Source organism: Streptomyces sp. NPDC036813 (assembly GCF_055609245.1).
Genome location: NZ_JBVJPV010000010.1, coordinates 264,994 through 291,352, shown reverse-complemented (window position 1 = coordinate 291,352; position 26,359 = coordinate 264,994). Strand labels below are relative to the sequence as shown.

The 26,359-nt window shown below is 74.1% G+C and carries 20 protein-coding genes and 1 pseudogene; 11 read left to right on the top strand and 10 right to left on the bottom strand.

Annotated elements, in window-relative coordinates:
• Positions 1-18 precede the first annotated feature (18 nt).
• The 4 genes from ACZ67Q_RS22405 to ACZ67Q_RS22390 form a co-directional block, all read right to left on the bottom strand.
• Positions 19-4,632 (bottom strand): hypothetical protein, encoded by a 4,614-nt coding sequence (locus ACZ67Q_RS22405; protein ID WP_471184797.1) that lies wholly within the window; start codon positions 4,630-4,632, stop codon positions 19-21.
• Positions 4,633-4,700: 68 nt separating this feature from the next.
• A complete protein-coding gene (locus ACZ67Q_RS22400) occupies positions 4,701-5,579 on the bottom strand; it encodes a hypothetical protein (RefSeq protein WP_471184794.1) in 879 nt (292 codons plus the stop codon).
• A gap of 94 nt (positions 5,580-5,673) precedes the next feature.
• Positions 5,674-7,200 carry a hypothetical protein gene (locus ACZ67Q_RS22395; RefSeq protein WP_471184791.1) on the bottom strand — a complete coding sequence of 509 codons (1,527 nt, stop codon included), beginning with the start codon at positions 7,198-7,200 and terminating at the stop codon, positions 5,674-5,676.
• Positions 7,201-7,348: 148 nt separating this feature from the next.
• Positions 7,349-8,056, bottom strand: a complete 708-nt coding sequence (locus tag ACZ67Q_RS22390; RefSeq protein ID WP_471184788.1) for a GntR family transcriptional regulator — start codon at positions 8,054-8,056, stop codon at positions 7,349-7,351.
• A 126-nt stretch (positions 8,057-8,182) separates the two neighbouring features.
• On the opposite strand from ACZ67Q_RS22390, the gene ACZ67Q_RS22385 reads away from it, so the two are divergent.
• The 6 genes from ACZ67Q_RS22385 to ACZ67Q_RS22360 all read left to right on the top strand — a co-directional run bounded on the left by ACZ67Q_RS22385 (position 8,183) and on the right by ACZ67Q_RS22360 (position 13,549).
• A complete protein-coding gene (locus ACZ67Q_RS22385; protein WP_471184785.1) occupies positions 8,183-9,484 on the top strand; it encodes an MFS transporter in 1,302 nt (433 codons plus the stop codon).
• A gap of 119 nt (positions 9,485-9,603) precedes the next feature.
• On the top strand, positions 9,604-10,452 hold the full coding sequence (locus tag ACZ67Q_RS22380) for a putative hydro-lyase (RefSeq protein WP_471184866.1): 849 nt from the start codon (positions 9,604-9,606) through the stop codon (positions 10,450-10,452).
• Between the two features lie 17 nt (positions 10,453-10,469).
• Positions 10,470-11,228: a LamB/YcsF family protein gene (locus tag ACZ67Q_RS22375; RefSeq protein ID WP_471184782.1), complete on the top strand. Its 759-nt coding sequence runs from the start codon at positions 10,470-10,472 to the stop codon at positions 11,226-11,228.
• On the top strand, positions 11,225-11,851 hold the full coding sequence (locus ACZ67Q_RS22370; RefSeq protein WP_471184779.1) for a 5-oxoprolinase subunit B family protein: 627 nt from the start codon (positions 11,225-11,227) through the stop codon (positions 11,849-11,851). The genes ACZ67Q_RS22375 and ACZ67Q_RS22370 overlap by 4 nt, the downstream gene beginning before the upstream one ends.
• On the top strand, positions 11,848-12,729 hold the full coding sequence (locus ACZ67Q_RS22365) for a 5-oxoprolinase subunit C family protein (protein WP_471184777.1): 882 nt from the start codon (positions 11,848-11,850) through the stop codon (positions 12,727-12,729). Before ACZ67Q_RS22370 ends, ACZ67Q_RS22365 begins: the two co-directional genes overlap by 4 nt.
• A 196-nt stretch (positions 12,730-12,925) precedes the next feature.
• On the top strand, positions 12,926-13,549 hold the full coding sequence (locus ACZ67Q_RS22360) for an MBL fold metallo-hydrolase (RefSeq protein WP_471184774.1): 624 nt from the start codon (positions 12,926-12,928) through the stop codon (positions 13,547-13,549).
• Between the two features lie 23 nt (positions 13,550-13,572).
• On the opposite strand, the pseudogene ACZ67Q_RS22355 reads toward ACZ67Q_RS22360, so the two are convergent.
• The 5 genes and pseudogenes from ACZ67Q_RS22355 to ACZ67Q_RS22335 all read right to left on the bottom strand — a co-directional run bounded on the left by ACZ67Q_RS22355 (position 13,573) and on the right by ACZ67Q_RS22335 (position 19,340).
• A pseudogene (locus ACZ67Q_RS22355) lies at positions 13,573-14,420 on the bottom strand (SGNH/GDSL hydrolase family protein).
• Positions 14,417-15,616, bottom strand: coding sequence for a glycosyltransferase (locus ACZ67Q_RS22350; RefSeq protein WP_471184772.1), 1,200 nt, complete (start codon positions 15,614-15,616; stop codon positions 14,417-14,419). Before ACZ67Q_RS22350 ends, ACZ67Q_RS22355 begins: the two are co-directional and overlap by 4 nt.
• A 125-nt stretch (positions 15,617-15,741) precedes the next feature.
• A complete protein-coding gene (locus tag ACZ67Q_RS22345; RefSeq protein WP_471184770.1) occupies positions 15,742-16,869 on the bottom strand; it encodes a glycosyltransferase family 4 protein in 1,128 nt (375 codons plus the stop codon).
• Between the two features lie 335 nt (positions 16,870-17,204).
• On the bottom strand, positions 17,205-18,623 hold the full coding sequence (locus tag ACZ67Q_RS22340) for a HEAT repeat domain-containing protein (RefSeq protein ID WP_471184767.1): 1,419 nt from the start codon (positions 18,621-18,623) through the stop codon (positions 17,205-17,207).
• Positions 18,624-18,947: 324 nt separating this feature from the next.
• Positions 18,948-19,340, bottom strand: coding sequence for an ankyrin repeat domain-containing protein (locus tag ACZ67Q_RS22335; RefSeq protein WP_471184765.1), 393 nt, complete (start codon positions 19,338-19,340; stop codon positions 18,948-18,950).
• Between the two features lie 337 nt (positions 19,341-19,677).
• On the opposite strand from ACZ67Q_RS22335, the gene ACZ67Q_RS22330 reads away from it, so the two are divergent.
• Together ACZ67Q_RS22330 and ACZ67Q_RS22325 are read left to right on the top strand one after the other, a co-directional pair.
• On the top strand, positions 19,678-19,872 hold the full coding sequence (locus ACZ67Q_RS22330; RefSeq protein WP_123759446.1) for a hypothetical protein: 195 nt from the start codon (positions 19,678-19,680) through the stop codon (positions 19,870-19,872).
• 40 nt (positions 19,873-19,912) lie between these two features.
• Positions 19,913-21,508 (top strand): ATP-binding cassette domain-containing protein, encoded by a 1,596-nt coding sequence (locus ACZ67Q_RS22325; protein WP_471184762.1) that lies wholly within the window; start codon positions 19,913-19,915, stop codon positions 21,506-21,508.
• A gap of 296 nt (positions 21,509-21,804) precedes the next feature.
• Here the strand turns inward: ACZ67Q_RS22325 and ACZ67Q_RS22320 are convergent, their stop codons facing one another.
• Positions 21,805-23,313: an SCO1417 family PLP biosynthesis transcription factor gene (locus ACZ67Q_RS22320; protein WP_361637305.1), complete on the bottom strand. Its 1,509-nt coding sequence runs from the start codon at positions 23,311-23,313 to the stop codon at positions 21,805-21,807.
• Between the two features lie 137 nt (positions 23,314-23,450).
• On the opposite strand from ACZ67Q_RS22320, the gene yczE reads away from it, so the two are divergent.
• Genes yczE through ACZ67Q_RS22305 form a run of 3 tightly spaced genes read left to right on the top strand, consistent with a single transcriptional unit; the run spans position 23,451 to position 26,240 of the window.
• A complete protein-coding gene (gene yczE, locus ACZ67Q_RS22315) occupies positions 23,451-24,071 on the top strand; it encodes a membrane protein YczE (RefSeq protein ID WP_471184863.1) in 621 nt (206 codons plus the stop codon).
• The gene (locus ACZ67Q_RS22310) at positions 24,068-24,835 is read left to right on the top strand and encodes a glycerophosphodiester phosphodiesterase (protein WP_471184759.1); all 768 of its coding nucleotides are present in this window, start codon (positions 24,068-24,070) and stop codon (positions 24,833-24,835) included. The genes yczE and ACZ67Q_RS22310 overlap by 4 nt, the downstream gene beginning before the upstream one ends.
• Positions 24,836-24,893: 58 nt before the next feature.
• Entirely contained in the window at positions 24,894-26,240 is a 1,347-nt protein-coding gene (locus ACZ67Q_RS22305) for an MFS transporter (protein ID WP_471184756.1), read from the top strand.
• Positions 26,241-26,359: the final 119 nt, after the last annotated feature.

Sequence of the window (26,359 nt, the reverse complement as noted above, 5' to 3'; positions counted from 1 at the left end):
CCTGCACCGCTGCCGCGGTCAAGGAGTCGTCGGTGCCGGTCGCTTGTACATCCGCGTCGCCGTGATCTCGCTGTGCGCCGCCTCCCCGGCGGGGATCTGCTGGGGCAGACCGGGCCGCAGGTGTTCCTCGACGCTGATGTACTTCAGGCCCGCCCGCAGGTCGGCGTCGTTGCGCAGCCGGATCACCAGCGGGAACTCCGCGAGGGCGGTGGTGTCGAACAGGCCGGTGGTGTAGAGCAGCTGCACGCCGAGCGCGTCGGACACGGCTCGCTGGAGCTCCAGCAGATAGGTGGCGTTGGCACGGCCGATGGGGTTGTCGAGGAACAGCGTGCCGGCGTGCCGGTGCTTGTCCCGGCCCCGGTCGTTGGACCGCAGCGCGGCCATCGTGCAGTACAGCGCGATCGCGGCAGTGAGCAGCTGGCCGCCGGAGAACACGTCGCCCATCTGCCCGACCGGCACCCGCTCGGCGCGCAGCACGGCGTCCGGCTTGAGGATCTCCACGGCGACGCCCTTGGGCTGGAGGGCCGCGGCCACCCCGCGCAGCAGCAGGGACATGCCGTCGCGGCGCAGGTCGGAGTTCTTCTTCACAGCCGCGCGGGTGGCCTCGTCGATGACCTCGCCGAGGCGCTCGGTGAGGGTCGCCTGGTCGGGCTCCTCGAAGCGGATGCGCAGGAACTCCTGCCCGGACCACTCGCCGAGCCCCTCGGGCAGCCGGGACAGCCGCTGGGCCGAGCGGAGGGTGGCCAGCGCGGTCTCCACCAGGCCGCGCAGCCGGTCCACGATCGAGTCGCGGTTGCGTTCCAGCTGCGCCAGCTCGTCGGTGAGGACGCGCAGGCGGGGCGCGAAGGCGTCGGCCCACTTCTGGGCGTGCTCGGGCAGCGCGGAGGCGGGCAGTTCGCGGATCTGCTGCCGGGCGGGGGTGCGGACCTGCTCGTAGCGGGTGGAGTTGGCGTGCCGGACGAGGATGTCGCTCGCCTCGCGGACGGAGGCCTCGGCGGCGGACAGGTCGGCGGCGCAGCCGCGCAGGGAACGGCGGGTCTCGGCGGCCGCCTGGCGGGCCTCCTCCAGCGTGCCGGGATAGGGCTCGGATTCCTCCTGCTCCTCCTCGCCGACGTGCTCGCGCAGCAGGTCGCGGAGCATCGCGGCGAGTTCTTCGAAGCCGCCGACCGCGTCCTCGGCGGCGCGGTGGGCCTGGAGCAGCTCGGCGTGCGCGTCGCGGGCCTGGGCCAGGGCCTCGGTGCGCGAGCCGAGTTCGGCACTCGCCGTGCGCAGCAGGGCCTGCGCGTGGTCGGCGTCGCGCGGGACCAGTTCCTCGGGCAGTTCGGTGTGGGCCTCGCCGTCCTCGGGGGCGTGCCGTTCGGCCTCGCCGCGCAGCCGGCCGAGCTGTTCGCTGGCGGTCGACATGCGCGTCTCCAGGAGCTGCACCAGTTCCTCGGCGCGGGCGGCGGCGGCCTGCCGGGACGGTCCGTCGGATCCGTCGGGGGATTCGAGCAGTTGCTCGGCGCGGGTGCGGACCTTGTTGCTGAGCCGGTCCAGTTCGGCGCGGGCGGCGCTCTCGTCACTCTCGGCGCGGGCCTGTTCGGCCCGCAGATCGGCGCCGACACCGACCTTCTCGTACACCTGCGAGGCGGCACGGTAGGCCTCGCGCAGCGCGGGCAGGGACGCCTTGGTCGTGTCCCCGTCCGCCTCCGGTACGTCGTCGGGGGCGCCGGCGATCTCGGAGCGCTCGGCGCGCAGCGCGCGTGCGGTGCGGCGGGTGTCGTCGGCGGCGCGCTGGGCGGCGCGGCGGTCCTCGTCCGCGGCGCGGGCCCGCTCCAGGCAGGCCTGGGCGCGGGCCTCGGACTCGGTGGCCTCGTCGGCCAGTTCCCGCACGCGGGCCTGCCAGCCGGCGCGTTCGCGCAGCCGGAAGGCGAGTCCGGCGAGGGCGTCGGCGGCGCGGCGGGCCTTCTGTGCGGCCTCCTGCCGCTCGTCGCGGACGCGGACCGCCTCGGCGGCGGTCTCCTCGGCCTCGGCGCGGGCGGTGCGGGCCTCGGCCAGCTCCGCCTCGGTCTCCTCGGCGAACGCGCGCGCCTCACGGGCGGCCTCGGCGAGTTCGACGAGCCGTCCGGCGGGGCAGCCGGTGCGCCAGGACGCGAGCCGGGCGGACAGCTCGCGGTCCTTGCCCAGGCGTGCGGCGAGGGCACGGATCTCCTCGTCGCGCTCGGTGGCCCGGGCGCGCAGCGCCTGCCGTTCCTCGTCGGCGGCGTGCTCGTCGTGCATGGCCGGGTTCGGCGGGACGAGGAACACCTCCCCGGTGTCCGTCTCCACGGCCGGGGTGGGGGCCAGCAGGGCGGCGGCCGTGCCGACGGCGACGGCCGAACGGGGCAGCAGGGCCGCGTCACCGAGCGCCCGACGCGCGCGGGCGTGCGAGTCGGGGTCGGTGATGATCACGCCGTCGACCAGTTCGGGCCGGGCGGCCAGCACGCGCGCGTGGTCGGCGGGGTCGACGGCCTGGGCGAGGTAGCGCCAGCCGGGCAGGGCGGGGATGCCGTGTTCGCCGAGGAACTCGACGGTGGCGAGGACGTCCGGGCCGGGCGGCAGCAGCCCGCCGTCGCCGAGCGCGCCCAGGATGCGGGCGTCGTCGGCTGCGGCAGTACGCAGGTCGAACAGCTGGCGTTCGGCCGAGGAGACGGCGTCGTCGAGGAGTTCGCGCAACTCGTCGGCGCAGCGGTCCAGCTCCTCCGGCGTCAGGGCGCCGCGGCCGCCGTCGTCGTCGCCCTGCCGGGGGGCCGGGATGGCGGAGCGCGCGTCGGTCAGGCCGAGCAGCTCCGCAAGCCGCTCCTCGCGGGACAGCGCCTCCGCGGTACGGCGCTCGCCGTCGTAGGAGCGCTCGGCGGCGGTGGCGGCGTCGGCCGCGCGAGCGGCGGTCAGTTCGGCGCGGGTCTCGGCGGCGGCCGCCTCGCGCGCGTGCTCGGTGGCCCGGCGCGCCGCCTCGCGGGCGGTGTCCCAGGCGGCGACCGCGGTCTTCTCGGCGTCGCTGGCCGCGAGGGCGGCACGGGCCGGGTCGGCATCCGGTGTGCTGTCGTCGAGCCAGCCGGCGCGGACGGCCTCCGCGGTCTCCTGCTCGACCTCGGTGAGGCGCTGGCGCAGATGCCCGATCTCGCTGCGGGCGCGCTGCGCCTCGGTCGCGGCGGCGGTGGAGTCCCGGTAGGCGGCGTCGCTGACCTCCTGGAGCTGCGCGGAGCGCTCCTCCTCCTCGTTGGCGAGGTTCTCGGCGTTCTCCGCGGCCGCGTGCAGGGCCCGGACGAGGTCGACGGCGGCCTTGGTGCGCGCGGCGAGCGCGGGGGCGGCGTCCCGCTCCGCCTCCTGGATCGCGGCCGACACCCGGGTGACCCGGTCGGCGGCCGCGCGGTGGCGCAGGACGACCTCGGCGGCCTGCCAGGCGGCGTGCAGGGTGCGGGCGTCGGCCAGCTCCCGCTTCTGCGCCGCGGCGGCCTTCTCGGCGGCGGCCAGCGCCAAGGAGGCGTGCCGGTAGGCGAGTTCGGCCGCGATGAGGGCGCTGCGCTCGCGGGCGCCCTCGGCGTGCGTGACGGCGTAGGCGGCGGCCGTGACCCGCTGGGCGAGGTCGGTGGCGCGGACGCGCTCCTGCACCGCCCGTGCGGAGAGCCGGCGGGCCAGGGTGCGGGTGCGGCGCTCGGCGCCCGCGTGGACGTCACGCGCGCGTGCGCGGGCGTCGGCTGCCTCGACGATCCGGCCGAGCAGGTCGACGGAGCCGGCGGTGAAGTCGCGTTCGGCGATGAGCTCCGCGCGCCGGCCGAGCTTGTTGCCGAAGCCGCCGACCAGGTCGGCGAGCCCGTCGGTGTCGCGGGTGTCGGTGACCGCGCGCAGCAGCAGGTCGGTGAAGTCGGAGTCCTTCTTCACCGCGAACAGGCCGGCGGCCTCGCCTTCGTCGGCGTTCATCTCCCGCTGGTAGCGGAAGAGTTCGGGGTCGAGGCCGAGGTCGCCGAGGTGCTCGATCCAGCGGTCATGGATCTCCTCCCAGTGCACCTCCAGGTGCGGGTACGCCTTGCCGGCCTCGGTGATGGCGTCGCGGAAGCCCTTCATGGTGCGGCGGCGGCCCTGCGCGCCGGACTGGCCCTCGACGGGCGGGCGTACGGCGGTGGACTCGGCGACCGGCAGGTTGTCCAGGGTGAGTCCGGGGCCGGGCCGGAAGGAGTACCAGGCCTCGGCGAACTTGCGCGGGTCGTTGGAGACCTGGCGGCCGCGCCACTCGCTGACCTTGCCGACGACGACGCACTCGCCGGTCTGCACGTGCTGCCACTCCAGGGCGACGTGCCCGCAGTCGTCGGCGAGCAGGAACTTGCGCAGCACGCCGGAGCTGGCGCCGCCCAGGGTGTTGCGGTGGCCCGGCAGCATCACCGAGAAGATCAGTTTGAGCAGGACGGACTTGCCGCCGCCGTTCTCCAGGAAGAGCACACCGGCCGGTGCAGGGCGGCGCGGCGGGCCGACCGGCTCCTCCTCGAAGAACTCCGCCTGGGTGGGCGCGGGGTCGGGCACCGGCTCACCCACGCCTCGCAGGTCAAGCACGGTGTCGGCGTAGCGGGCACCGGCGGGACCGATGGAGTAGAGGCGGACCCGGGACAGCTCGTACATGGCGGACTCTCGTTAAGTCTTCGAAAAAGGTGCGGTGGTTCGGCAGGTGCTTGCTCGGCAGGCGTGGCTCAGGAGTGGAACGGCAGCCCGGCGTCGGCCACCAGGTCCAGGTCCTCGGTGTCCTCGGCGGGCAGCAGCGTCGGCGTGCCGTCGGTGACAGGGACGACGCCCAGCTCCAGCAGCTCGGCCATGGCGGCGCTGCCGGCCATGTCGCGCACCTGGAGCTGGTAGCGGGCCGTGGTGCGGTAGGTGCCGCCGTGGTCGTCGCCGGTGCGCTGCAGGAACCCGGAGTCGGTGAGGAAGGCGACGGCCTTGGCGACGATGCCGGTGGTCGAGCCGGCGAGCCGGCGGGCGTCCTTGGTCGCGCCGGTGGCGCTGCGTCTGGCCCAGATCCGCCAGGCGGCCTCCAGGCCGGGCGCGTCGGTGACCGGGTCGGTGTTCTCGCCCTGTTCGGCGGCCCGCTCCTCCAGACGGCGGCAAGCCTGCCGGACGAAGGCATCCACGCCGTTGACGGTGACGCGTCCGATGTAGCCGTCGTCGGCGAGGTCCTCGGGGCGCGGGAAGGCGAGGGCTGCCACGGCGAGATGGGCGAGGCCGTGCAGGAAGCGGTCCCCGGAGTCGGCGGAGGCCCGGCGCGCGTAGTCGCCCATGCGGACGGCGAAGACCGAGTCCTCGGCGGCGGTCACGGCCATGCCGGCGCGAGGGGACACCTCCAGCACCACCAGGCCGAGGCCGGCTGCGACGGCGTCGGCGAGCCGGGCGAACGGCGGGTCCTCGCGGTAACGGCGCAGCAGGTCGGCGTACTCCTGGTCGCGGGCCGGCTGGAGCTTGGGTTGCAGGCCGAAGGCGACGAGCCGGGCCGCGTCGGCGGCGTCGGCGGGGGTGACGGCGGCGGTCGCCGGGGCGGGTCCGGCTTCCGGCTCACTCCACTCGACGTGCTCGGTCACGGCTGTCGCTCCTTGTCGTGCGGGTGGTGCGGGTCGTACAAGTGGTGCGGGTCGTGCCGGTCGTTCAACTGCGGCGGGTCGTGCGCGTACTGGCTCATGCCGCTTCCGTCCGGTCCGCGGCCATTCCGGCCGCGTCCAGCAGGGCCGTGCCCACGATGAGGTCGGCGCCGCCGAACTCCGGGTCGTCCAGTTCGGTGCCGTCGTCGACGGCGAACAGCAGCTTCTCCTCGCCCTGCCGGTAGGCGGTACCGAAGGGTGGGCTGGCCGCGTGCACGGCCAGCAGGGCGACCAGGTACGGCAGGTCGGGGTCCTTGGTGCGGGCCTCGGCGAGCAGGCCGGACAGCCGGCGGGGCGCGTCGTGCGGCAGGTCGAGGAGCTCCTGCGCGGCGGCCATCTGCTCCTCGCTGAAGCGGCTGTCGTCGGGTGTGGCGACCAGATCGGGCTCGGGCATCTCGACGCCGAGGTGCTCCCGTTCGACAGGCGGGGTCAGCAGTATGTCGACCAGGTCGCCGACCCGGACGGCCACCGGGGTGCGCAGGCCGGTGCCCCGGTGGAAGAACGCGTCCGTCACGCGCGTGGCCTGCTCCACCGGCAGCGGCAGGGTCGGCGCGAGGAGGTGGCCGTACAGATCGAGACCCGAGGTCGTCAGCGGCGTGGCGAAGGCCTGCCGGTCCTGTTCGGCGCGGAAGAGCGGGCCGGCCTCCAGCAGGCGGGACTGCAGTTGGGTGTGGCGGCGGATGCAGTCCTTGACGATGTCGACGAGCTCCGCGGCGCGCCGCTTGTGCTCGGGGTCCTCGGACTCGTCGCGGGCCTTGCGGATGTTGGTGAGGATCGCGTTCTCGTGGCGGTACCGCTCGGCGACGTGGTCGAGGGCCTCGGCGATCATGTCGGGTACGGCGTTGAGCCAGTCCACCGCGCGGACGTTGCGCCGGGTCGCGTCCAGGGCGCGGCGCAGGGTCTCGGAGTACTGCACCGTCCGGTAGCGGGCCTGCTCGGCGGCGAGCTGGGCGTCGGCCAGCCGGCCGCGGCTGATCAGGACCTCGAGCTTGACCTCGGCGGCGATCTGGGCGCTCGTGACGTCGGTGTCGAGGGCTCCGACGAGGACGTTGACGGCTTCGTCGGTGGTGCGCAGATAGACCGTGCCCCCGGGCCCCGGGACCTCCTCGATCAGCTTGAAGTCGTAGTCGCGGCGGACGTAGGAGCCGTCGGATGCGAAAGTGCCGTACACCGCGCGGAAGCCGCGGTCGACGCTGCCGACGTTGATCAGGTTCTCCAGGACCCAGCGGGCCACCCGCTCGTGCTCGGCGGGCGGACGCTGCGGTGCCTGGGCGCCGATGCGCGGAATCAGCCGGGCGACGATCTGCTCGTGGTCGGCGCCCGTGTCGAAGTCCATGTTGAGTGTGACGAGGTCGATGGCCGCGAGGGCGATCTCCGCCATGCCGTACACCGAGTACTCACCGGCGAGGTTGGCCTTGCGCGCGTCGAGGTCGTGGATCGGCGCGGTGCAGGCGAGCGCGCGCAGCCGACGCGCCAGGCCCTCGTCGGCGGCCGGGCCCGGTGCGGGGCGCGGCCCCGCGCTGAGCTGGGGCGGAGCGCTGTCCGTCGATGCAGGCGAAGTCACGGTGCACAGACTAGGTCCTTGGTCTGACAACAGCCCAAACGAGCGGCTCCGCCGGGGAGCGCCGGGTATGTGCGGTTGTCTTTCGGGTGCGGGCCCGGATGTGGCTGGTCGCGCAGTTCCCCGCACCCCCAGGGTGTGCGGCCGGCCGTCAGTCCGTAAGGGGACCGTCGGCTCCCACCCGTCGCCGGTACACCTCGACCACCCGGTTCAGGGAGTCGCGCAAGTACACGGCGAGCAGCTGTTCCGCGCCCTCCTTGTCCCCGTTCCGTAGCGTTTGCAGGATTTGCCGGTTGCGTACCAGATACGGTTCGTGGAGCTGCCGCGGGTCGTCGACCACGTGGAACGCCAGGCGGAGTTCGGCGAAGACGCTGCGCATGAACTCGTCGGTGCGTTCGCTGCCGGCCAGGGCGACGAGCTCCCGGTGGAAGTGGATGTTCGCGGTGCCCAGCGATTTCCAGTCGTTCTCGGCGCCGGCCCGTTCTCCCTCGGCGACCGCCGCGGCGAGGCCGTCGAGGGCGTACGGCGGGTCACCGAGGCCCCGTACGACCGCGCACTCCACCAACGCGCGCGTGCGGTAGATGTCCTGAACGTCCTCGACGGTCAGGACCCTGACGAAAACGCCCCGGTTGAGTTCGTGGACGAGCAGGCGCTCGTGGGTGAGCAGCCGGAACGCCTCGCGCAGTGTGTTGCGGGACACACCGAGCGCGCCGCCGATGCTGTCCTCCGACAGCCGGGTGCCCGGCGGGAAGAAGCCGTCGGCGATCCGGCTCCGGAGGATGTCCGAGACCCGCTCGGCCGTACTGGTACGGCCCAGGAGGGCGCGGTCGTCGGCCAGTGACGCCAGCTGCTCTGCCATGCCCGGAATTCAATCGCACCTCCAGGAACGAGACAACGGGGGTATTGAAGGATCGTTGAACGATCCTCTACGGTGCTGCGCACGGCTCTTCCCGATGCTCCTCCGTCACCCCTTAGCGAGGTGTCCATGAGCACGACCCCTCCACCCCGGGCGGCCACCGCCGACGCGCACTCCGCCGCGGCGGAACCCGGTGTCGCAGACAGCGCGTTGGGCTGGTTGCGCGCCCTCGGCCCGCGCGGCCGACGCGCCTTCGCGGGCGCGTTCGGCGGCTATGCGCTCGATTCCTACGACTACTTCACGCTCCCGCTGAGCATGGTCGCGCTGTCCGCGTACTTCGGCCTGGACAGCGGCCAGACCGGCTTGTTCACGACGGTCACCCTCGTCGTCTCCGCGGTGGGCGGCGCCCTCGCCGGCATGCTCGCGGACCGGGTGGGCCGGGTGCGGGCGCTGCTGCTCACCGTGATCACCTACGCGGTCTTCACGGTCGCCTGCGGCTTCGCACCCGACTTCGAGACCCTGCTCGTCTTCCGCGCCCTGCAGGGCCTCGGCTTCGGCGGCGAGTGGGCGGTCGGCGCGATCCTGGTCGCCGAGTACGCGAGCGCCCGGCACCGCGGACGCACCCTGGGCGCCGTGCAGAGCGCCTGGGCGGCCGGCTGGGCGCTGGCCGTGGTTGTGTACACGCTGGTGTTCTCGTTCGTCGACGACGCGCTCGCCTGGCGAGTGATGTTCTGGACCGGCGCGCTGCCCGCCCTGCTGGTGGTCTGGGTACGGCGCCGGGTGCACGACGCTCCGGAGGCCACCGCCGCACGCGAACGCAGCGGGCACAAGGGGTCCTTCGTCGCCATCTTCAAGCCGGGCCTGCTGCGCACCACCGTCTTCGCCGGCCTGCTGTCGACCGGCGTCCAGGGCGGGTACTACACGCTGGCCACCTGGGTGCCGACCTATCTGAAGTCCGAGCGCGGTCTGTCCGTCGTCGGCACCGGTGGGTACCTCGCCTTCCTGATCTCCGGCGCGTTCATCGGCTACCTCACCGGCGGCTACCTGACGGACCGGCTGGGCCGCCGGCGCAACATCTGGCTGTTCGCCCTGCTTTCGGCGCTGTGCATCGCGGTCTACGCGAACATCCCGAGTGGTGCCGACACCCTGCTGCTGGTGCTCGGGTTCCCCCTCGGGTTCTGCATGTCGGCCATCTTCAGCGGCTTCGGGTCGTACTTGAGCGAGCTGTACCCGACCGCCGTGCGCGGCACCGGCCAGGGCTTCACGTACAACACCGGCCGCGCCGTGGGTGCGGTGTTCCCGACCACGGTCGGGTTCCTGGCGGACAGCTGGGGCGTGGGCGGCGCGCTGGTCTTCGGCGCGATCGGCTACGGGCTGGCCGCCGTCGCCCTGCTGGGACTTCCGGAGACGCGCGGAAAGGAGCTGGTGTGAACCGCACGGACGACAGCACGGCCCTCCGCGACGACCCCGACGACAGCACGGCTCCTCGCCTCGCCCCCGACGAGAGTACGGCCCTTCGCCACGGCACCCACGACAGCGCGGCCCCTCGCCTGGGCACCGACGACAGCGCGGCCCTCGCCGTGAGCACCGGCGACCGTCCCGTCACCCTCGTCCACCCGCACGCGCACGCGTGGAGCCCGGCAGCCGCACGCACCCGCTTCCGGGCGGGGCTGTCCGGCCCGACCGCCGGCGTCGCCGCCGGCCACACGCAGGTGAACCTCATCTCGGTCCCGGCCGACTGGGCGTACGAGACACTGCTGTTCTGCACCCGCAACCCCAAGCCCTGCCCGGTCCTCGACGTCACCGACGCCGGTTCGTGGACGACCACGCTCGCCGACGGGGCCGACCTGCGCACCGACCTGCCGCGCTACCGGGTGTGGGAACACGGCCGGCTGGTGGACGAGCCGACCGATGTGCGGGCGTACTGGCGCGACGACCTCGTGTCGTTCCTCATCGGATGCAGCTTCACCTTCGAGTGGGCGCTGACCTCGGCCGGTGTGCCGCTGCGCCACATCGAGCAAGGCGTCAACGTCCCGATGTACACGACGAGTTGGCAGTGCCGTCCGGCGGGTCGGCTGCACGGCCCGCTGGTGGTGTCGATGCGCCCGGTGCCGCCGGAGCACCTGCCGGCGGCGATCCGGGAGAGCGGGCTGCTGCCGGCCGTGCACGGCGGCCCCGTGCACTGCGGCGATCCGTCGGCGCTCGGCATCGACGACCTCGGCCGTCCCGACTTCGGCGATCCGGTTCGCCTGGAACCGGACGACATCCCGGTGTTCTGGGCCTGCGGGGTAACCCCGCAGGCCGCGGTGACGGCCTCCCGGCCGCCGTTCGCCCTCACCCACGCACCGGGACAGATGTTCCTCACCGACGCCCGCGACGAGCAGTACCGCGTGGCCTGAGCATCCGGGAAGAATCCATGACCTCCATCGATCTGAACGCCGACCTCGGCGAGGGCTTCGGCCGCTGGGAGCTGACCGACGACGAACGGCTGCTGTCGGTCGTCACCAGCGCGAACGTGGCCTGTGGCTTCCACGCCGGGGACGCGGTCACCATGCGACGGGTGTGCGGGCTGGCGGCCGAGCGCGGGGTGCGGATCGGCGCACAGGTCTCCTACCGGGACCTGGCCGGGTTCGGGCGGCGCGCCATGGACGTGCCGCCCGCCGAACTGGCCGCCGAGGTGGCGTACCAGATCGGCGCCCTGGAGGTGTTCGCTCGAGCGGCCGGGGCGCGCGTGGCCTACGTCAAGCCGCACGGCGCGCTGTACAACCGGGTGGTCCGCGACGACGAGCAGGCGCAGGCGGTCGTCGACGGGGTGCTCCTCGCCGACCCCACGCTGCCGGTGCTGGGGCTGCCCGGCTCGCGGCTGCTGGAGCGGGCGGAGAAGGCCGGGCTGCCCGTCGTCACCGAGGCGTTCGCGGATCGCGCCTACACCGACGAGGCCACCCTGGTGCCGCGCGGCCGGGACGGCGCCGTGATCACCGATCCGGGGGCGGTGGTGGAGCGGTCGGTGAGCCTCGCCCGCTCCGGCACGGTCACCGCGCACTCCGGGGCGCGGATCGAGGTACGCGCGCGTTCCCTGTGCCTGCACGGTGACACGCCGGGCGCGGTGGAGCTGGCCCGCCGGGTGCGCCGGCGGCTGGAGGAGGCCGGTGTGCGGGTGGAGGCGTTCGCGTGAGGACGCTGCCCGTGGGCGACGACGCCCTGCTGATCGAGGTGACCTCCGGTGAGGAGGCCGAGGCCCTGCACGCCGAACTGGTGCGCCGTCGTGCCAAGGGACTGCTCACCGTGCGGGAGATCGTCCCGGCGGCGCGCACGGTCCTGCTCGACGGAGTGTCGGACCCGGACCGCGTGGCCGGCGAGCTGGCCGGCGCCGAGATGCCGCCCGCGCCCGCACTCGCGCGTGAGGTGGTCGAGATACCGGTCCGCTACGACGGTCCGGACCTGGCGGAGGTCGCGGCGCACTGGGGGGTCGGCGCGGCCGAGGCGGCGCGGATCCACGCGGCGACCGAGTTCCGGGTGGCGTTCTGCGGGTTCGCCCCCGGCTTCGGTTACCTCACGGGCCTGCCGTCCCGCTACGACGTGCCGCGCCGGGGCACTCCGCGCACCGCCGTCCCGGCCGGTTCGGTGGCGCTGGCCGGCCCGTACACCGGGATCTACCCGCGCTCCTCCCCCGGCGGCTGGCAGCTGATCGGCACGACGGACGCCGTGCTGTGGGACCACGCGCGCGTACCGGCCGCGCTGCTCGCGCCGGGCACGCGCGTGCGGTTCGTGCCCGTGGGCGGGGTGGGTGCCGCATGACGGACCGTGCGCTCGCCGTCGAACGGGCCGGGGCGCTCACGACCGTGCAGGACCGGGGGCGGCCCGGACACGCCCATCTCGGCGTGCCCCGCTCCGGGGCGCTCGACGCGGCCGCCGCCGGGTCGGTGAACCGGCTGGTCGGCAATCCGCCGGAGTCCGCCGTTCTGGAGACGACGCTGACCGGCTGCGCCCTGCGCCCGCGCTGCGCGGTCACCGTAGCTGTCGGCGGCGCTCCCTGCCGGGTCACCGTGGACGGCCGGCCGGCCGCCTGGGGAGCCCCGGTACGGGTGCCCGCCGGGGCGCTGGTGGACGTCGGCCCGGCCGTGCGCGGCGTGCGCAGTTATGTGGCCGTCTCCGGCGGCGTCGCCGTCGAACCGGTCCTCGGCAGCCGCTCCACCGACCTGCTCTCCGGGCTCGGACCGGCGCCGCTCGCCGACGGTGCGGTGCTCCCCCTCGGACCTGAAACGGGCGGGGCGACGGTGTCGTACGCGCGCGTGGACGTGGCTCCGCAGCCCTGTCCGCCGTCCGAACTGGTGCTGCGGGTCATGCTGGGGCCACGCGACGACTGGTTCACACCGGAGGCGGTGCGCGTCTTCACCACACGCGCGTACCGGGTCTCCGCCGCGAGCAACCGCATCGGTCTGCGCACCGAGGGGCCGTCCCTGGAGCGCGCGCGGCCGGGCGAACTGCCCAGTGAGGGCATGGTCCTGGGGGCCGTGCAGGTGCCGCCCGACGGACGCCCGGTGGTCTTCCTCGCCGACCACCCGACCACCGGCGGCTACCCGGTGATCGGCGTCGTCCGCGCCGCCGACCTCCCGGCCGCGGCGCAGGCCGTGCCCGGGACGCCGGTACGGTTCGTGGCGGTACGTCGCCGATAGGCGCCGACACTACGGTCGGCTCCGAACTCCCGCCGCCAGGCGTCGCATCCGCCGAACTCCCGCCGACAGGGGGCCGCATCCGCCGACTCCCCTCGGCGGAGCGGGGCATCCATGCCCGACCTCCGCCGAGGTGGCGTCTGTTCGGCCGACTGCGAACTCCGGTACGGCCCCTCGCGGCGTTCAGCAGGGTGATCCCATGAGACTCACCAAGTTCGGTCACGCGTGCGTGCGGCTGGAGAAGGACGGCCGGGCGGTCGTCGTCGACCCGGGCGTCCTGACCGAGGAACCCGAGGCGTGCGAGGAGGCCGAAGCCGTGCTGGTCACCCACGAGCACTTCGACCACTTCGACGCGGACCGCCTGCGCGGGCTCGGCTCGGACATCTACACCTGTGCCGGTGTCGCGCGCCGCCTCGAAGGTCTCGGAGAACGGGTCCACGTGGTGCGGGCGGGCGACCGGTTCCGCGTCGCCGGTTTCGAGGTGTCCGTGGTGGGCGACCGCCACCACCCCAGCCATCCGGACGTCCCCCCGGTCGACAACGTCGGGTTCCTGGTGGACGGCGAGGTCTTCCATCCGGGCGACGCGCTGACCGTGGTCGAGGCGCCGACGCTCCTGCTGCCCGGACAGGCGCCATGGCTGACCGTGCCCGACATGATCCGCCACCTGCGCCGCACGGCGCCCCGCCGTGCCTACGCGGTGCACGACGGGCTGCTCAACGAGTGGGGCCTGAAGGTCCTGGACGACGTGCTCGCCATGGAGGCCGAGCGGGCGGGCCGCGAGTACCGGCGGCTCCGGCCCGGGGAGAGCGTCGACCTCCGCTAGCGATGCGCCGGCCCGGCGAGGGCCTACGCCGCCTCCTCCACCTCCCTCACCCTGACCGCCGCCAGGGCCGCCGAGACGGCCGCCGAGGTGCGCAGGTCGAGGCGGGCGCTGGTGCCGCGGGCCCGGTGGCGCAGTTCGTCGGCGGCGAGGGTGAGCAGCTGGGGCAGCAGGTCGGTGCAGCGGCGGGCCACCCAGCCGGTCCCGGCGGTGGCCAGCCACCGCAGACTCGCCGTGCGGGTCGGCGCGGGGAATTCCGGCTCGGCCGAGGGAGCGGGCCCGCTCGCCAGGCCCGCCCCGGCCAACAGGGCGTGACAGCGGACGGCGAGCTGCCGGTGACCGCGTTCGCCGGGGTGCAGACGGTCCGCGCTCCACATCGCGCGGTCCCTGATCCACTCCTCGGTGTCGGCGTGCAGGTGCAGCGTGCCGTACCGCTCGGACAGGGCGTGCACGACGGCGTTCACCGCCCGCTGACGCCGGGCCAGCGGCCGGGCGAGGGCGCCGGGGAGACCCAGCATGGCGCCCGGGTCGGGCAGACAGGCGGTGAGCACCGTCGCGCCGTGCCGGGTGAGAGCGCCGTACACGGTGTCGAGGCGGGCGGCCACCTCATGGATGTCGAAGGTGCAGCGCAAGGTGTCGTTGACGCCGATCACGACCGACACCAGGTCGGGCGGAGGGCGAGCGCGGCCGGCAACTGCCTCTCCAGCACGTCCCGCGTCTGCGCCCCGCTGACCGCGAGGTTGGTGAAGTCCACGGGCGACACGGACAGGGACGGGGCGAGCAGGGCGGCCCAGCCGCGCCATCCGCCGTCGACCGGGTCGCCCACGCCCTCGGTCAGCGAGTCGCCGAGGGCCACGAACCGCACGGGTCTCATGCCACGCCCTCCGGCACGGTGGGCCGCGGCGCCAGGGGCACGTCATGGGCCGCGAGGAACGCGTCCACGGACTGCTGCCAGCCGAAGCACTCGGCACGCGCGCGTGCGGCCGCCCGGCGCTCCCGCGCGGGCCGCGCCAGCAGCAGCTCCACGGCGTCCGCGAACGCACCGCCGTGGTCGGCCGCGGTGGCGCCGGCCGATCCGACGACCTCGGGGAGCGCGGAGGACGCGCTGACGGCGACGGGCGTGCCGCAGGCCAGTGCCTCCAAGGCGGCCAGCCCGAACGTCTCGGCGGGGCCGGGCGCCAGGCACACATCGGCGGACGCCTGCACGACGCCCAGGTCCCGGCGGTCGGCGACGTGTCCGAGGAAGGTGACCGGCAACTTCCGCGCCCGCACCCGCTGTTCGAGCCGGGCACGCAGCGGACCGTCCCCGGCCACCACGAGCACCGCCCGGCGGCCGCGCCCGAGCAGCGTCTCCAGCGCGTCCAGGGCGGTGCCGGGGCGTTTCTCCACGGACAGCCGCGAGCACATCAGCAGCAGCGTCTCGTCTCCACGCGCGTGCACCGCGCGCACGCCCGCGTCTCGCAGCGCGGGGTGCCGCTCGGCCAGGTCGACGCCGAGTGGGGCGCGTACGACGTTGCGGGCGCCGATCCTCACGAACTCGCGCTCGGCGAACTCCGTCGTGCACACCACGCGCGCGTACGTGTGCGCGGTGCGGATGTTGAGCGCGTCGGCGGCACGCCGGGCGGCGCCCTCGGGCAGGCGCCAGGTGCGCAGTACTCCGTCGGCGGACTCGTGGGAGACCATCACGGCCGGCACCCGCGCGCGCCGCGCCCACCTGCCGGTCCACCTCAGCGTCGTACGGTCGGACACCTCCAGGCGGTCGGGGGCCAGTTCCCCGAGGAGCCTTGCCACGCGCCGCTTGTCGGTGAGGACGCGGTAGCCGCCGGTGCCGGGCAGCACGGGCCCCGGCAGGGTGATGACGCGTCCCTGCTCGGTCTCCTCGTCGCTCTCGCTCTCGCCGGGGACGACCAGGACGGGGTCGTGCCCGGCGGCCCGATAGCCCTTGCCCAGCTCGCGCAGGGCCGTGCGCAGCCCGCCGGAGGCGGGGGTCACGAAGTTCGCGAGCCGGACGATCCGCAGGCCGGTCGGGCCACCCCCGGGCACCGCGTCACCGCCGTCGATCCGTGTCATGCCACCACCTGCACCATCGATCCACGTCATGCCACCACCACCGGAACCATCGATCCACGTCATGCCACCACCACCGGAACCATCGATCCGCGTCACGCCGCCACCACCGGCAGCGTCGAGTCGGTTCATGCCGCCATCACCGGCCTGCGCGCGGCCAGTACGTCCGCGTAGTGGCCGATCAGCTGGTCTCCCACGGCCGCCCAGGTGCGGCCCTCGACCATGGCCCGTCCGGCGGATCCGAAGGCCGTGCGCAGGGACGGGTCGGCGGCCAGGGCGCGCACGCCCTCCTGTACGGCGGTGGCGTCACCGGCCGGGAAGAGCAGCCCGGTGTGGCCGTGGGCGACCAGGTCCAACGGGCCGCCGGCGGCGGGCGCGAGCACCGGCACGCCGCTCGCCATGGCCTCCTGCACGGTCTGGCAGAACGTCTCGAAGGGGCCGGTGTGGGCGAAGACGTCGAGGGAGGCGAAGATCCGGGCGAGGTCGTCGCCCGTGCGGCGGCCCAGGAAGACGGCGCCGGGCAGCGCCTCCTCCAGCCCGGGACGGCTGGGTCCGTCGCCGACGACGACCACCCGCACACCGTCCAGGCCGCACACGCCGGCGAGCAGCTCCACCTGTTTCTCGGGGGCGAGCCGCCCGACGTAGCCGACGATCACCTCTCCGTCGGGGGCGAGTTCGCGGCGCAGTGCCTCGTCGCGGCGGTCGGGGCGAAAGCGCGCGGTGTCGACGCCGCGCGGCCACAGCTTGAGGCGGGGCACGCCGTGCTCGTCCAGGTCACGCAGGGCGGCGGTGGACGGGGCGAGGGTGAGGTCGGCTGCGGCGTGCACGGAGCGGATGCGCCGCCAGGCGGCGGTCTCACCGGCGCCCATGTAGGTGCGGGCGTAACCGGCCAGGTCGGTCTGGTAGACGGCGACGGCGGGGATGCCGAGCCGGGCGGCGGCGGCCATGCCGCGCACCCCGAGGACGAAGGGGCTGGCCAGGTGGACGAGGTCGGCGCGGTGCTCGATGAGCGTCGCGGCCAGGCGCCGGCTGGGGAGGGCGACACGGACCTGGGGGTAGCCGGGGAGCGGGAGGGAGGGGACGTGAACGACCGGGCAGGGGACGGACGCGTCGGGCTTGTTCCCCGGCGCGGGGGCCGGCGCGACGACGAGCGGGGCGTGACCGCGGTCGACGAGGTGCCGGGCGGTCTGGAGCGCGCAGTGGGCCACGCCGTTCACGTCGGGGGGAAAGGATTCGGTCACGATGACGACACGCATAGTGGTGTTGTCGCCGCGCCGGACGTGGCCGCGTCAACGTGGATCTTTCCGGCCGAGGAACGTCCTGTGAGCGTTGCGCTGTGCACCCGAGCAGGTCGGAAACCGGCCATGCCCTCCTGACGTACGGGTCACCCGGCGTTCACACGACGGGCTGCGCCGGCCCGGCGCCTCGCGCCCCGTCCGGCGGGGTCACCCGGCGGACGGCCGGCGACCCGACACGGGCCGCACCACGCCCAACAGTCCCCCCGGGGGGCACACGGCCCCGGACGAACGCCCCGGCCACACGGCCCCGGACGAACGCCGGGCCCGTCCCGGCCCTCCCCCGTGGCCCGGTGTCACACCGCCGACGCGTCGGGCCCGATCCGGCTCCGTACCGCCGTCTGGACCTCGTCCTCCTCCGCCGGGTCCGCGGCCAGTCGCCGCAGTCGCTCCACCACGCGCGTGTCGCCGGTCTCGGCGTGCCGCGCGGCGATCTCGCGGGTGGTCTCCTCGCAGTCCCACAGGCACTCGACGGCGAAGCCGGTGCCGAAGGAGGGGTCGGTGGCCGCCAGCGCGCGGGCGCAGCGGCCGCGCAGATGGGAGGAGGCGGTCTCGCGGTAGACGTGCCGCAGGACGGGCGCGGCACAGGCGATGCCGAGGCGTCCGGCGCCGTCGACGAGGGTCCACAGGGTGGGCGCGTCGCAGCCCTCGCCGCGTACCGACTCCCGCAGGGCGCCGAGGACGAGCTCGCTGTCCTGGGCGCCGCCCCGGCAGGCGAGGACGCGTCCGGCGGCGGCGCCGAGCGCGTCGGGCCGGCGGGCCCAGCCGCGGGCCCGGTCGACGGCGGCGACGCTGCGCATGCGTTCGAAGGCGTCGACAGCCGCCTCGACGACGGGCGCGGTGCCGTTCGCGACGGCGGTCTCGATCAGGTCGAGGGCGTCGGGATCGTTGCTGTCGGCGAGGTAGCGCAGGGCGGTGCACCGGGCTCCCTCGGTGCCGTCCAGCGCGGCCCGGACGATCTCCGGCCGGTCCTCGGGGCCCGCGACGGCGGCGAGACAGCGGGCGGCGGGGACATGGAGGGCGGCGCCGCGTTCGACGCCCTGCTGGGCCCATTCGAGGACCGCGGCGACGCTCCACCCGGGCCGGGGCCCGGTCGGCTGCATCTGCCGCTGCCAGCGGTCGAACGAGCCGGCCTCGTGGGCGGCACGCACGCGTGCCGCGATGTCGGTGCGCGCGTCCTCGGCCCACAGCCGCCAGGGCCGGGGTTCGAAGGCGTCGCGCACGACGGCGGCCAGCGCGGCCTCGCCCTCGGCGTCGGTGGTGAAGCGGGCCAGGACGGGTACGGCGAGGGCGCGCAGCCCGGCGTCGTCGTCGCGCAGGGCGAGTTCGTCGAGCGCCCAGGCCCAGTTGGAGCCGGTGGCGGCGTAGCGGCGCAGCAGGTCGAGGGCGTCACGCCGACCGTAGGAGGCGAGGTGGCCGAGCACGGCCAGGGCGAGTCCGGTGCGGGACTCGTCGGTGTCGAGAACGTCCTCGACGTCGAAGAGGTGGGCCTCGATCTCGTCCAGCTCACCAGCGAGGTCGAGGAAGAGGCGGGCGTAGTACAGGGAGCGGTTCTCCACCTGCCAGTCGTGGCGGGGGTCGCGCAGCACGCAGTGGTTCAGTGCCGCGAGCGCCTCGGCGCGGGGGGCGGTGAGCGCGTGGAGTGTGCCGTCGCCGCGGCCCCGCTGGAGCAGGCCGAGCAGCGTACCGCTGGGCGCTATGACCGGATCGAACATGGGAAACAGCCTCACATCAAGCGTCGACGCAACCGGGGACCTGCATTACCTGGCCGCGTGACAACACGTCGGGGCGCCCGCCGTTTCCTGCTTGCTGTAGACCATTTCTCTCTGCCTCTCGTCGGTGGCCCATGCGGGCCGCATCACGGCCCGCGCGGTGCGGCATCACCTGGCCGGCCATCACGTCCGTGAATCACGACGTCATGATGACCCGGCGGTTCCGCCCACCGCGACCGAAATTTCCGGCGGCCTGTTACCGCCTCCCCCGTGGTCGGTGTCCTATCTGGTCAAAATCCTTGTTTCCGCTGGTCGCAGCGGGTGTGTTCAGGCCGCGCCGAACAGTTCGAGCAGTTCGGTCTTGCCGAACATGCGCGCCGTGTCGACGGCCGAGGGGGTGCCCGAGGCCGGGTCGGCGCCACCCTCCAGGAGGGCCCTGATGACGGCTTCCTCGCCCTTGAAGACGGCGCCGGCGAGCGGGGTCTGACCGCGGTCGTTGGCGCGGTCGGCCTCGGCGCCACGGGTGAGCAGCGCGCGGACGGTGTCGGCGTGGCCGTGGTAGGCGGCGAGCATCACCAGGGTGTCGCCGCGGTCGTTGGTGAGGTTGGCCGGTACGCCCGCGTCGACATAGGCCACGAGCGGCTCCGTCTGCCCCTGCCGGGCCAGATCGAAGATCTTGGTCGCCAGCTCCACGACCTCGGGGTCGGGGGCTTCAGTCATCGGCCGGACCGCCTCTCACTGCGTTCTTGGGGACTGCTGCTGCCGGGCGCCGCCTCCGCGGCTGCGGGAGCGGCGTACGACCGCGAGCGGTGCGGCCGTACGAGTGAATCGCCAGGGTACTGGCTCGTCGGTCCCATGTCGGGCGCCGCAGGCGGCAAAGATCACCGACAGACCCGTTCGACGCCAATTGTCCTGCTCGGACAGCGCAGCCGACGCTCCGCCGAGCGGGGGAAATCGTGGGAATTTCCCCCGTTTGCACCTTTAATCGTATAGATACATCCTGTGAGCCTGGAAGTACTCATGGTGACTGTCCCCACCGAACACCAGGAGAGCCCAAATGATCCTGTCCATCTCAGGCGTCGTCCTGCTCGGCATCGTCGTGTTCATCTTCTTCCGCAAGGACGGCCTCAAGGCGTCGCACGCGCTGATCTCGGCGCTGTTCGGCTTCTACCTGGCCAGTACGGCGATCGCGCCCAGCATCAAGGCCGGCGGCGAGAGCCTGGCCAGTCTCCTCGGCGGCATCAGGTTCTGACGTCGTCCTCCCCGCCCGTACGCACCACAAGGAGGCAGCAGTGGCCCGGCGCCCCCTCCCCCGCATCCTGAGCACAGGCAGCGCGCAGATCGCCCGGAGCCGGGAGCTGGCCCGGACGGCGGCGGACAGCGCCACCGACGTCCTCCATCCGCTGATCACGATCGTCCGCGGTCTGCGCCGGCTGGCCTCGGCCGGACGGCGCAGGTGGGCCGAGACCCCGAAGGACAAGCGCGGCCAGCTGCTGTTCATGGTGGCCGCGGTGATCCTGGCCGTGGCCCTGGTGCCGTACGGCCTGCTGCTCGCCGTCATCACCCTGATGGCGGCGGCAGCCTGGCAGGGCCGTGACCGCACGCCCCCGGCGCCCGAGGGCCCGGACGAGTCGCAGACGCAACGGCTCAAGGCCCTGTACGAGGCCCTGGTGCCCTACTTCTCCACCGCCGAGGACCCGGCGCCGCTGTACGCGCACGGCGGCGAGTGGGAGAAGGCCTTCCCGGCGCACGAGTTCGACGGCTCGGGCCGGATCACCCACCTCCAGATCCGCTACCCGGCGTACTTCCCCGACGGCCGGGCCGAGGCACGCGCGCGTGTCGAGCAGCTGCTCACCGCGAAGTCGGGCCGCGGCCGCGAGTACCACTTCGCCTGGGACGAGGAGGGCAACGAGCTGACGGTGACCGTGCTGGCGCCGCTGCCCGCGGACATCGCCGCGCAGCGCTTCGTCACCACGCCGGGCGAGACGGTCCTCGGTTTCACGGACTCCCTCCAGGTCCAGCGCACCCTCCCGCTCTCCTTCGGCGACGAGCAGCGCGACATGCCGCCCGTCGTCTGGCGCACCGGCATCCGCTCCACCGAGCCGCACCTGCTGGTCATGGGCCAGCCCGGCAGCGGCACCTCGACCCTGCTGCGCTCGATCGCGCTCCAGGCCCTCCCCTACGGCGACGTCCTGATCGTCGACGGCGGCGGCACCGGCGAGTACGCCTGCCTGACCGGCCGGGACGGCGTGCTGGCCGTCGAGTGCGGGCTCAGCGGAGCGCTGGCCAGCCTGGAGTGGGCTGCCACCGAGACCGAGCGGCGGCTGATCGCCGCCAACCGGGCCCGCCAGGAGGGCCACCCCCCGCCGGACGACACCCGCCGTCCGCTGTGGATCCTGCTAGACCGGCCGACCGCGTTCGCGCCGCTGGCCGCCGCCGACGGCCGCAAGGACCCGGAGGCCCTGCTCCAGGTACCGCTGCGGCACGGCCGCGCGGCGAACGTCACCGTGGTGATCGCCGAACAGTTCGACAGCCTCGAAACGCTGAGCGATCCGGTACGGCAGCACACACGCGCGCGTGTCGCCCTGGGCCCGGCGACGCCCGCCCAGCTGGAGGCCGTCCTGGGCGCGCCGCCGTGCACCACTCCCCTGGCCCATGTCCCGCCCGGCCGCGGCTACGCCCGTCTGGGCAGCGGCCCGGTGCACCGGCTGCAGGTGCCGGCGACCCCCGACCCGTACGACGACGCCACCAGTGACGCGCACCGGCAGGCCGTGATGGATCTGCTGCCGCCGCGTACGACCCCCGCGGACGGTGAGAAGGTTCCCATGGACAAGGACGTCCCGGAGGAACCGCTCACCACCGAGGCCGCGGTGGTGGAACAGGCGTAACACCGGGGCCGTACGCCTGCCGGAGGCGCCGCGCGCACGCGTGCGGCGCCTTTGCGCTGCGTGCACCGGGCGCGATGCCCTGCCTGCGGTCGGAGCGGGCCGTCACCGCAGGGCGCAGGGCGTCGCGGCAGGCGAGGACGGCGGGGTGCCCGCTGCGGCCCTGACGTACGGCGGGCGCCGGGAGATCGCTGCCGACTGACCGACGGCACGGAGGGATCGGCGCAGAGGAGGCCCGGGCACGGTCGCCGGCCGAACCGCCGAGCCGGACCGCCGCCCGCGCCCGCGCCCGCGCCCGCTCACGCCACGAACGTGCGCGGCGCCTCGGCGCCGCCCCCCGCCCCACCGCTCGCCACCAGTCGTGCCGCCGCCGCGAGCCGTGCCGCCGCCTCCTCGGCGACCGCGCCGCCGACGGTGAACGGAAGGCGGACGAACCCCTCGAAGGCCCCGTCGACGCCGAAGCGCGGCCCCGAGGGGACCCGTACGCCGACCCGCTCGCCCGCCTCGGCGAGCCGCGACCCGGACAGTCCCCCGGCGCGCACCCACAGCGTGAGCCCGCCGCGGGGCACCTCGAACTCCCAGTCCGGCAGCTCCCGGCGTACCGCGGCGACCAGGGCGTCCCGGTTCTCCCGGGCCTGGGCGCGCCGCAGCCGCACGGCCTCCTGCCAGCCGCCGGTGCTGAACAGCCAGTTCACCGCCAGCTGCTCCAGCACGGGGGTGCCCAGGTCGGCGTACGCGCGGGCGGCGACCAGGGAGCGGATCACGTCCGGTGCGGCGCGCACCCAGCCGATGCGCATCCCCGCCCAGAAGGCCTTGCTGGCCGAGCCGACGGTGATGACGGTCGAGCCGGCGGGATCGAAGCCGCACACGGGCCGCGGCATGGCGCCCTCGAGGTCGTCGTCGAGCCACAGCTCGGTCATCGTCTCGTCGGCCACCAGCACGGTCCCCGCCGAGCGGGCCGCCTCCACCAGCCGCCGCCGCTGCTCCTCGTCGGCGAGCGCGCCGGTGGGGTTGTGGAAGTCGGCCACCACGTAGGCGATGCGGGGCGCGGCATCGCGCAGCACCTGCCGCCAGCGGTCCAGGTCCCAGCCGGACAGCCCCTCGGCCATCGCGACCGGCACCAGCCGCGCGCCCGCTTCCCGCATCAGCTGCAGGATGTTGGCGTACGACGGGGACTCCACGGCGATGCGCTCGCCGCGCCCGCCGAAGAGGTGGCAGATGGCGTCGATGGCGCCCATCGCACCGGTCGTCACCATGATCTGCTCGGGCATCGTCGGGATGCCGCGCGCGGTGTACCGCTCGGCGATCATCGCCCGCAGCGCGGGCAGCCCGGCGGGGTAGTCGCCGTGCGTGTGGGCGTACGGCGCGAGCTCCTCGAGGGCACCTTGGACGGCACGCGTCAGCCACGGTTCGGGCGCGGGCAGCGCGGCGCAGCCGAGGTCGATCATCGAGCCGAGCGCCTCGGGCGGCAGCGGTTCCAGGCCGCGGGCGGGCAGCGGGTTGCCGGCCGGGACGGCGGTCCAGCTGCCGGCGCCGCGGCGGGACTCGAGGAAGCCCTCGGTGCGCAGCGCCTCGTAGGCCGCCGCCACCGTCGTACGGCTGACGGACAGGGCGAGGGCCAGCTCTCGTTCGGCGGGCAGGCGGGCGGCCACCGGGACCCGGCCCTCCAGGACCAGCAGGCGGATGCCGTCGGCCAGTGCGCGGTAGGCGGGGGGCCGGCGGGTGCCGGGGCCCGCCGGGCGGTCCTGCTGCGACTTGAGCAGCCGGGCGAGCTGCGCCGCGCCCACCGCAGAGGTCCACTGGGCCATCCCGATCAGTCCACCTTCCCCGAATTGGCCATGGAGAGCGTGTGCTTCCACGCCACAGGGTGTCATGTGTCAGGCCACTACCACCACCCAGGGGGACCCTCGTGTCCACATCACCACGCCACCTGCCCCGGCGGCTGATGCAGCTCTACGTCGGGCTGGTCCTCTACGGCGCCAGCTCGGCGCTCCTCGTGCGGGCCGGCCTCGGCCTGGAACCGTGGGGCGTGCTCCACCAGGGCCTGGCCGAGCTGACCGGGCTGAGCATGGGCGTGGTGTCGATCGTCGTGGGCGCGGCGGTGCTGCTGCTGTGGATCCCGCTGCGTCAGCGCCCGGGCCTGGGCACGGTGTCCAACGTCTTCGTCATCGGTCTCGCCATGGACGGCACCCTCGCGGCCGTGCCGACGGCACACGCCCTGGCGGTCCGTGTCCCGCTGCTGGCCGCCGCGATCGCGCTGAACGGTGTCGCGACCGGCCTGTACATCGCCGCCCGCTTCGGACCGGGCCCGCGCGACGGGCTGATGACCGGGCTGCACAAGCGCACGGGCCGCTCGATCCGGCTGATGCGCACGGTGGTGGAGGTGGCGGTCGTGGTCACCGGGTTCGCGCTGGGCGGCACCCTGGGCGCCGGCACACTGCTGTACGCGGTGTCCATCGGCCCGCTCGCCCAGTTCTTCCTGCGGGTGTTCGCCGTTCCGCAGGCACCGCAGGGCAGCACGGTCGTTGCCACGGGGTCACCCACTCGGGCGATACTGCGTCCGTGACGACGTCCATACGCCACCCGTACCTCGACCATCCGGGCCCGCTGGCCTTCGCGCATCGCGGCGGCGCGGCCGACGGCCTGGAGAACACCCTGGCGCAGTTCCGGCGGGCGGTGGAGGCCGGCTACCGGTACATCGAGACCGACGTGCACGCCACCAAGGACGGCCGGCTCGTCGCCTTCCACGACGCCACGCTGGACCGGGTGACGGACGGCGCCGGCCGGATCGCCGACCTGCCGTGGACGCAGGTGCGGCACGCGCGCGTGCAGGGTACGGAGCCGGTGCCCCTCTTCGACGAGCTGCTCGAAGCCTTCCCCGAGGTGCGCTGGAACGTGGACGTGAAGGCCGAGGCGGCACTGCACCCCTTCCTCGACCTGATCGCCCGGACGAACGCCTGGGACCGGATCTGCCTGGGATCGTTCTCCGAGGCCCGCGTGGTACGTGCCCAGCACCTGGCGGGCCCGAAGCTCGCCACCTCCTACGGCACCCGGGGCGTGCTCAACCTGCGGCTGCGCTCCTGGGGCGTGCCCGCCGCGCTGCGCCGCTCGGCGGTGGCAGCCCAGGTGCCGGAGGTGCAGTCGGGCATCCAGGTGGTGGACCGGCGCTTCATCCGCTTCGCCCACGCGCACGGCTTGCAGGTGCACGTGTGGACGGTCAACGAACCCGAGCGCATGCACCGGCTCCTGGACCTGGGGGTCGATGGCATCATGACCGATCACATCGACACACTGCGCAAGGTCATGGAGGAACGCGGCGTCTGGGTCTGACCGACCGGCGCCCGCCCGGGCGGCGCGCTCTACCTTCGGCGGGGAAGCGAGGGCACGGGTGGACATCGACACCGTGCGCAGGGCGGGGGCGGACGACGCCGCGGACCGCAGGCGCGAACAGCGCGGCTGGTACTTCTACGACTGGGCGTGCTCCGTCTACTCGACGAGCGTGCTCACCGTGTTCCTGGGCCCGTATCTGACGTCGGTCGCGAAGTCGGCCGCCGACGCGGACGGGTACGTGCATCCGCTGGGCGTCCCGGTGCGGGCCGGCTCCTTCTTCGCCTACTCGGTCTCCCTCTCGGTGATCGTGGCGGTGCTGGTGATGCCGCTGGTGGGGGCCGCCGCCGACCGCACCGGCCGCAAGAAGCCGCTGCTGGCGGCGGCCGCCTACGTGGGAGCGGCGGCGACGACGGGAATGTTCTTCCTCTCCGGCGACCGCTATCTGCTCGGCGGTGTGCTGCTGGTGGTGGCGAACGCGGCCCAGTCCGTCGGGATGATGCTGTACAACTCCTACCTGCCGCAGATCGCCGGACCCGAGGAACGCGACGCGGTCTCCTCCCGGGGCTGGGCCTTCGGGTACGCGGCCGGCTCCCTGGTGCTGATCGCCAACCTGGTCCTCTACTCCGCCCACGACAGCTTCGGCGTCTCGCAGACCATGGCCGTGCGGATCTGTCTGGCCTCGGCCGGGCTGTGGTGGGGCGCGTTCACGCTGGTCCCGCTCGCGCGGCTGCGCGACCGCCGTTCGGCCCAGCGCGAGGCAGCCCTGCCGGGGATGCGGCAGCTCGCGGCGACGGTCCGCGACATGCGCCGCCACCCGCTGACCGTGGCCTTCCTGCTCGCCTACCTCGTCTACAACGACGGCATCCAGACGGTGATCTCCCAGGCGTCCGTGTACGGCTCGGAGGAACTGGGCCTCGGCCAGTCCACACTGATCACGGCTGTGCTCCTGGTGCAGGTGCTCGCGGTGGCGGGCGCGCTGGCCATGGGGCGGCTCGCCCGCATCCACGGGGCGAAGCGGACCATCCTCGGTTCGCTGATCGCCTGGACCGTCACCCTCGGCGCGGGGTACTTCCTGCCCGCGAAGGCGCCGGTGTTCTTCTTCGTGCTGGCGGCCGGGATCGGTCTGGTCCTCGGCGGCAGCCAGGCGCTGTCCCGCTCCCTTTTCTCCCACCTGGTGCCGCCGGGCAAGGAGGCGGAGTACTTCTCGGCGTACGAGCTGAGCGACCGCGGGATGAGCTGGCTGGGCCCGCTGCTGTTCGGCGTCACCTACCAGCTGACCGGCAGCTACCGGTCCGCGATCATCTCGCTGGTGGCGTTCTTCGCGATCGGTTTCGTGCTCCTCGCCCGCGTGCCGGTGCGGCGGGCGATCGGCGACGCGGGCAATCCCGTTCCCGAGAAGATTTAGCACTCGGGGTGAAAGGGCGGTAGTGTACGCGTTTGGCCTGCCAGGCGTACCGTTACTGCGCGTCAAAGGCGACGAGGCGCTAGGTGACATCTCCGATCAGACGTGACAAACCGGGCGTC

Coding starts and splice junctions, on each gene's coding strand:
- ACZ67Q_RS22365 (WP_471184777.1), top strand. CDS start 11,848: ATGACGGACCGTGCGCTCGCCGTCGAACGGGCCGGGGCGCTCACGACC.
- ACZ67Q_RS22345 (WP_471184770.1), bottom strand. CDS start 16,869: ATGCGTGTCGTCATCGTGACCGAATCCTTTCCCCCCGACGTGAACGGC.
- ACZ67Q_RS22320 (WP_361637305.1), bottom strand. CDS start 23,313: ATGGCCCAGTGGACCTCTGCGGTGGGCGCGGCGCAGCTCGCCCGGCTG.
- ACZ67Q_RS22360 (WP_471184774.1), top strand. CDS start 12,926: ATGAGACTCACCAAGTTCGGTCACGCGTGCGTGCGGCTGGAGAAGGAC.
- yczE (WP_471184863.1), top strand. CDS start 23,451: ATGCAGCTCTACGTCGGGCTGGTCCTCTACGGCGCCAGCTCGGCGCTC.
- ACZ67Q_RS22350 (WP_471184772.1), bottom strand. CDS start 15,616: ATGACACGGATCGACGGCGGTGACGCGGTGCCCGGGGGTGGCCCGACC.
- ACZ67Q_RS22330 (WP_123759446.1), top strand. CDS start 19,678: ATGATCCTGTCCATCTCAGGCGTCGTCCTGCTCGGCATCGTCGTGTTC.
- ACZ67Q_RS22335 (WP_471184765.1), bottom strand. CDS start 19,340: ATGACTGAAGCCCCCGACCCCGAGGTCGTGGAGCTGGCGACCAAGATC.
- ACZ67Q_RS22340 (WP_471184767.1), bottom strand. CDS start 18,623: ATGTTCGATCCGGTCATAGCGCCCAGCGGTACGCTGCTCGGCCTGCTC.
- ACZ67Q_RS22385 (WP_471184785.1), top strand. CDS start 8,183: ATGAGCACGACCCCTCCACCCCGGGCGGCCACCGCCGACGCGCACTCC.
- ACZ67Q_RS22390 (WP_471184788.1), bottom strand. CDS start 8,056: ATGGCAGAGCAGCTGGCGTCACTGGCCGACGACCGCGCCCTCCTGGGC.
- ACZ67Q_RS22405 (WP_471184797.1), bottom strand. CDS start 4,632: ATGTACGAGCTGTCCCGGGTCCGCCTCTACTCCATCGGTCCCGCCGGT.
- ACZ67Q_RS22375 (WP_471184782.1), top strand. CDS start 10,470: ATGACCTCCATCGATCTGAACGCCGACCTCGGCGAGGGCTTCGGCCGC.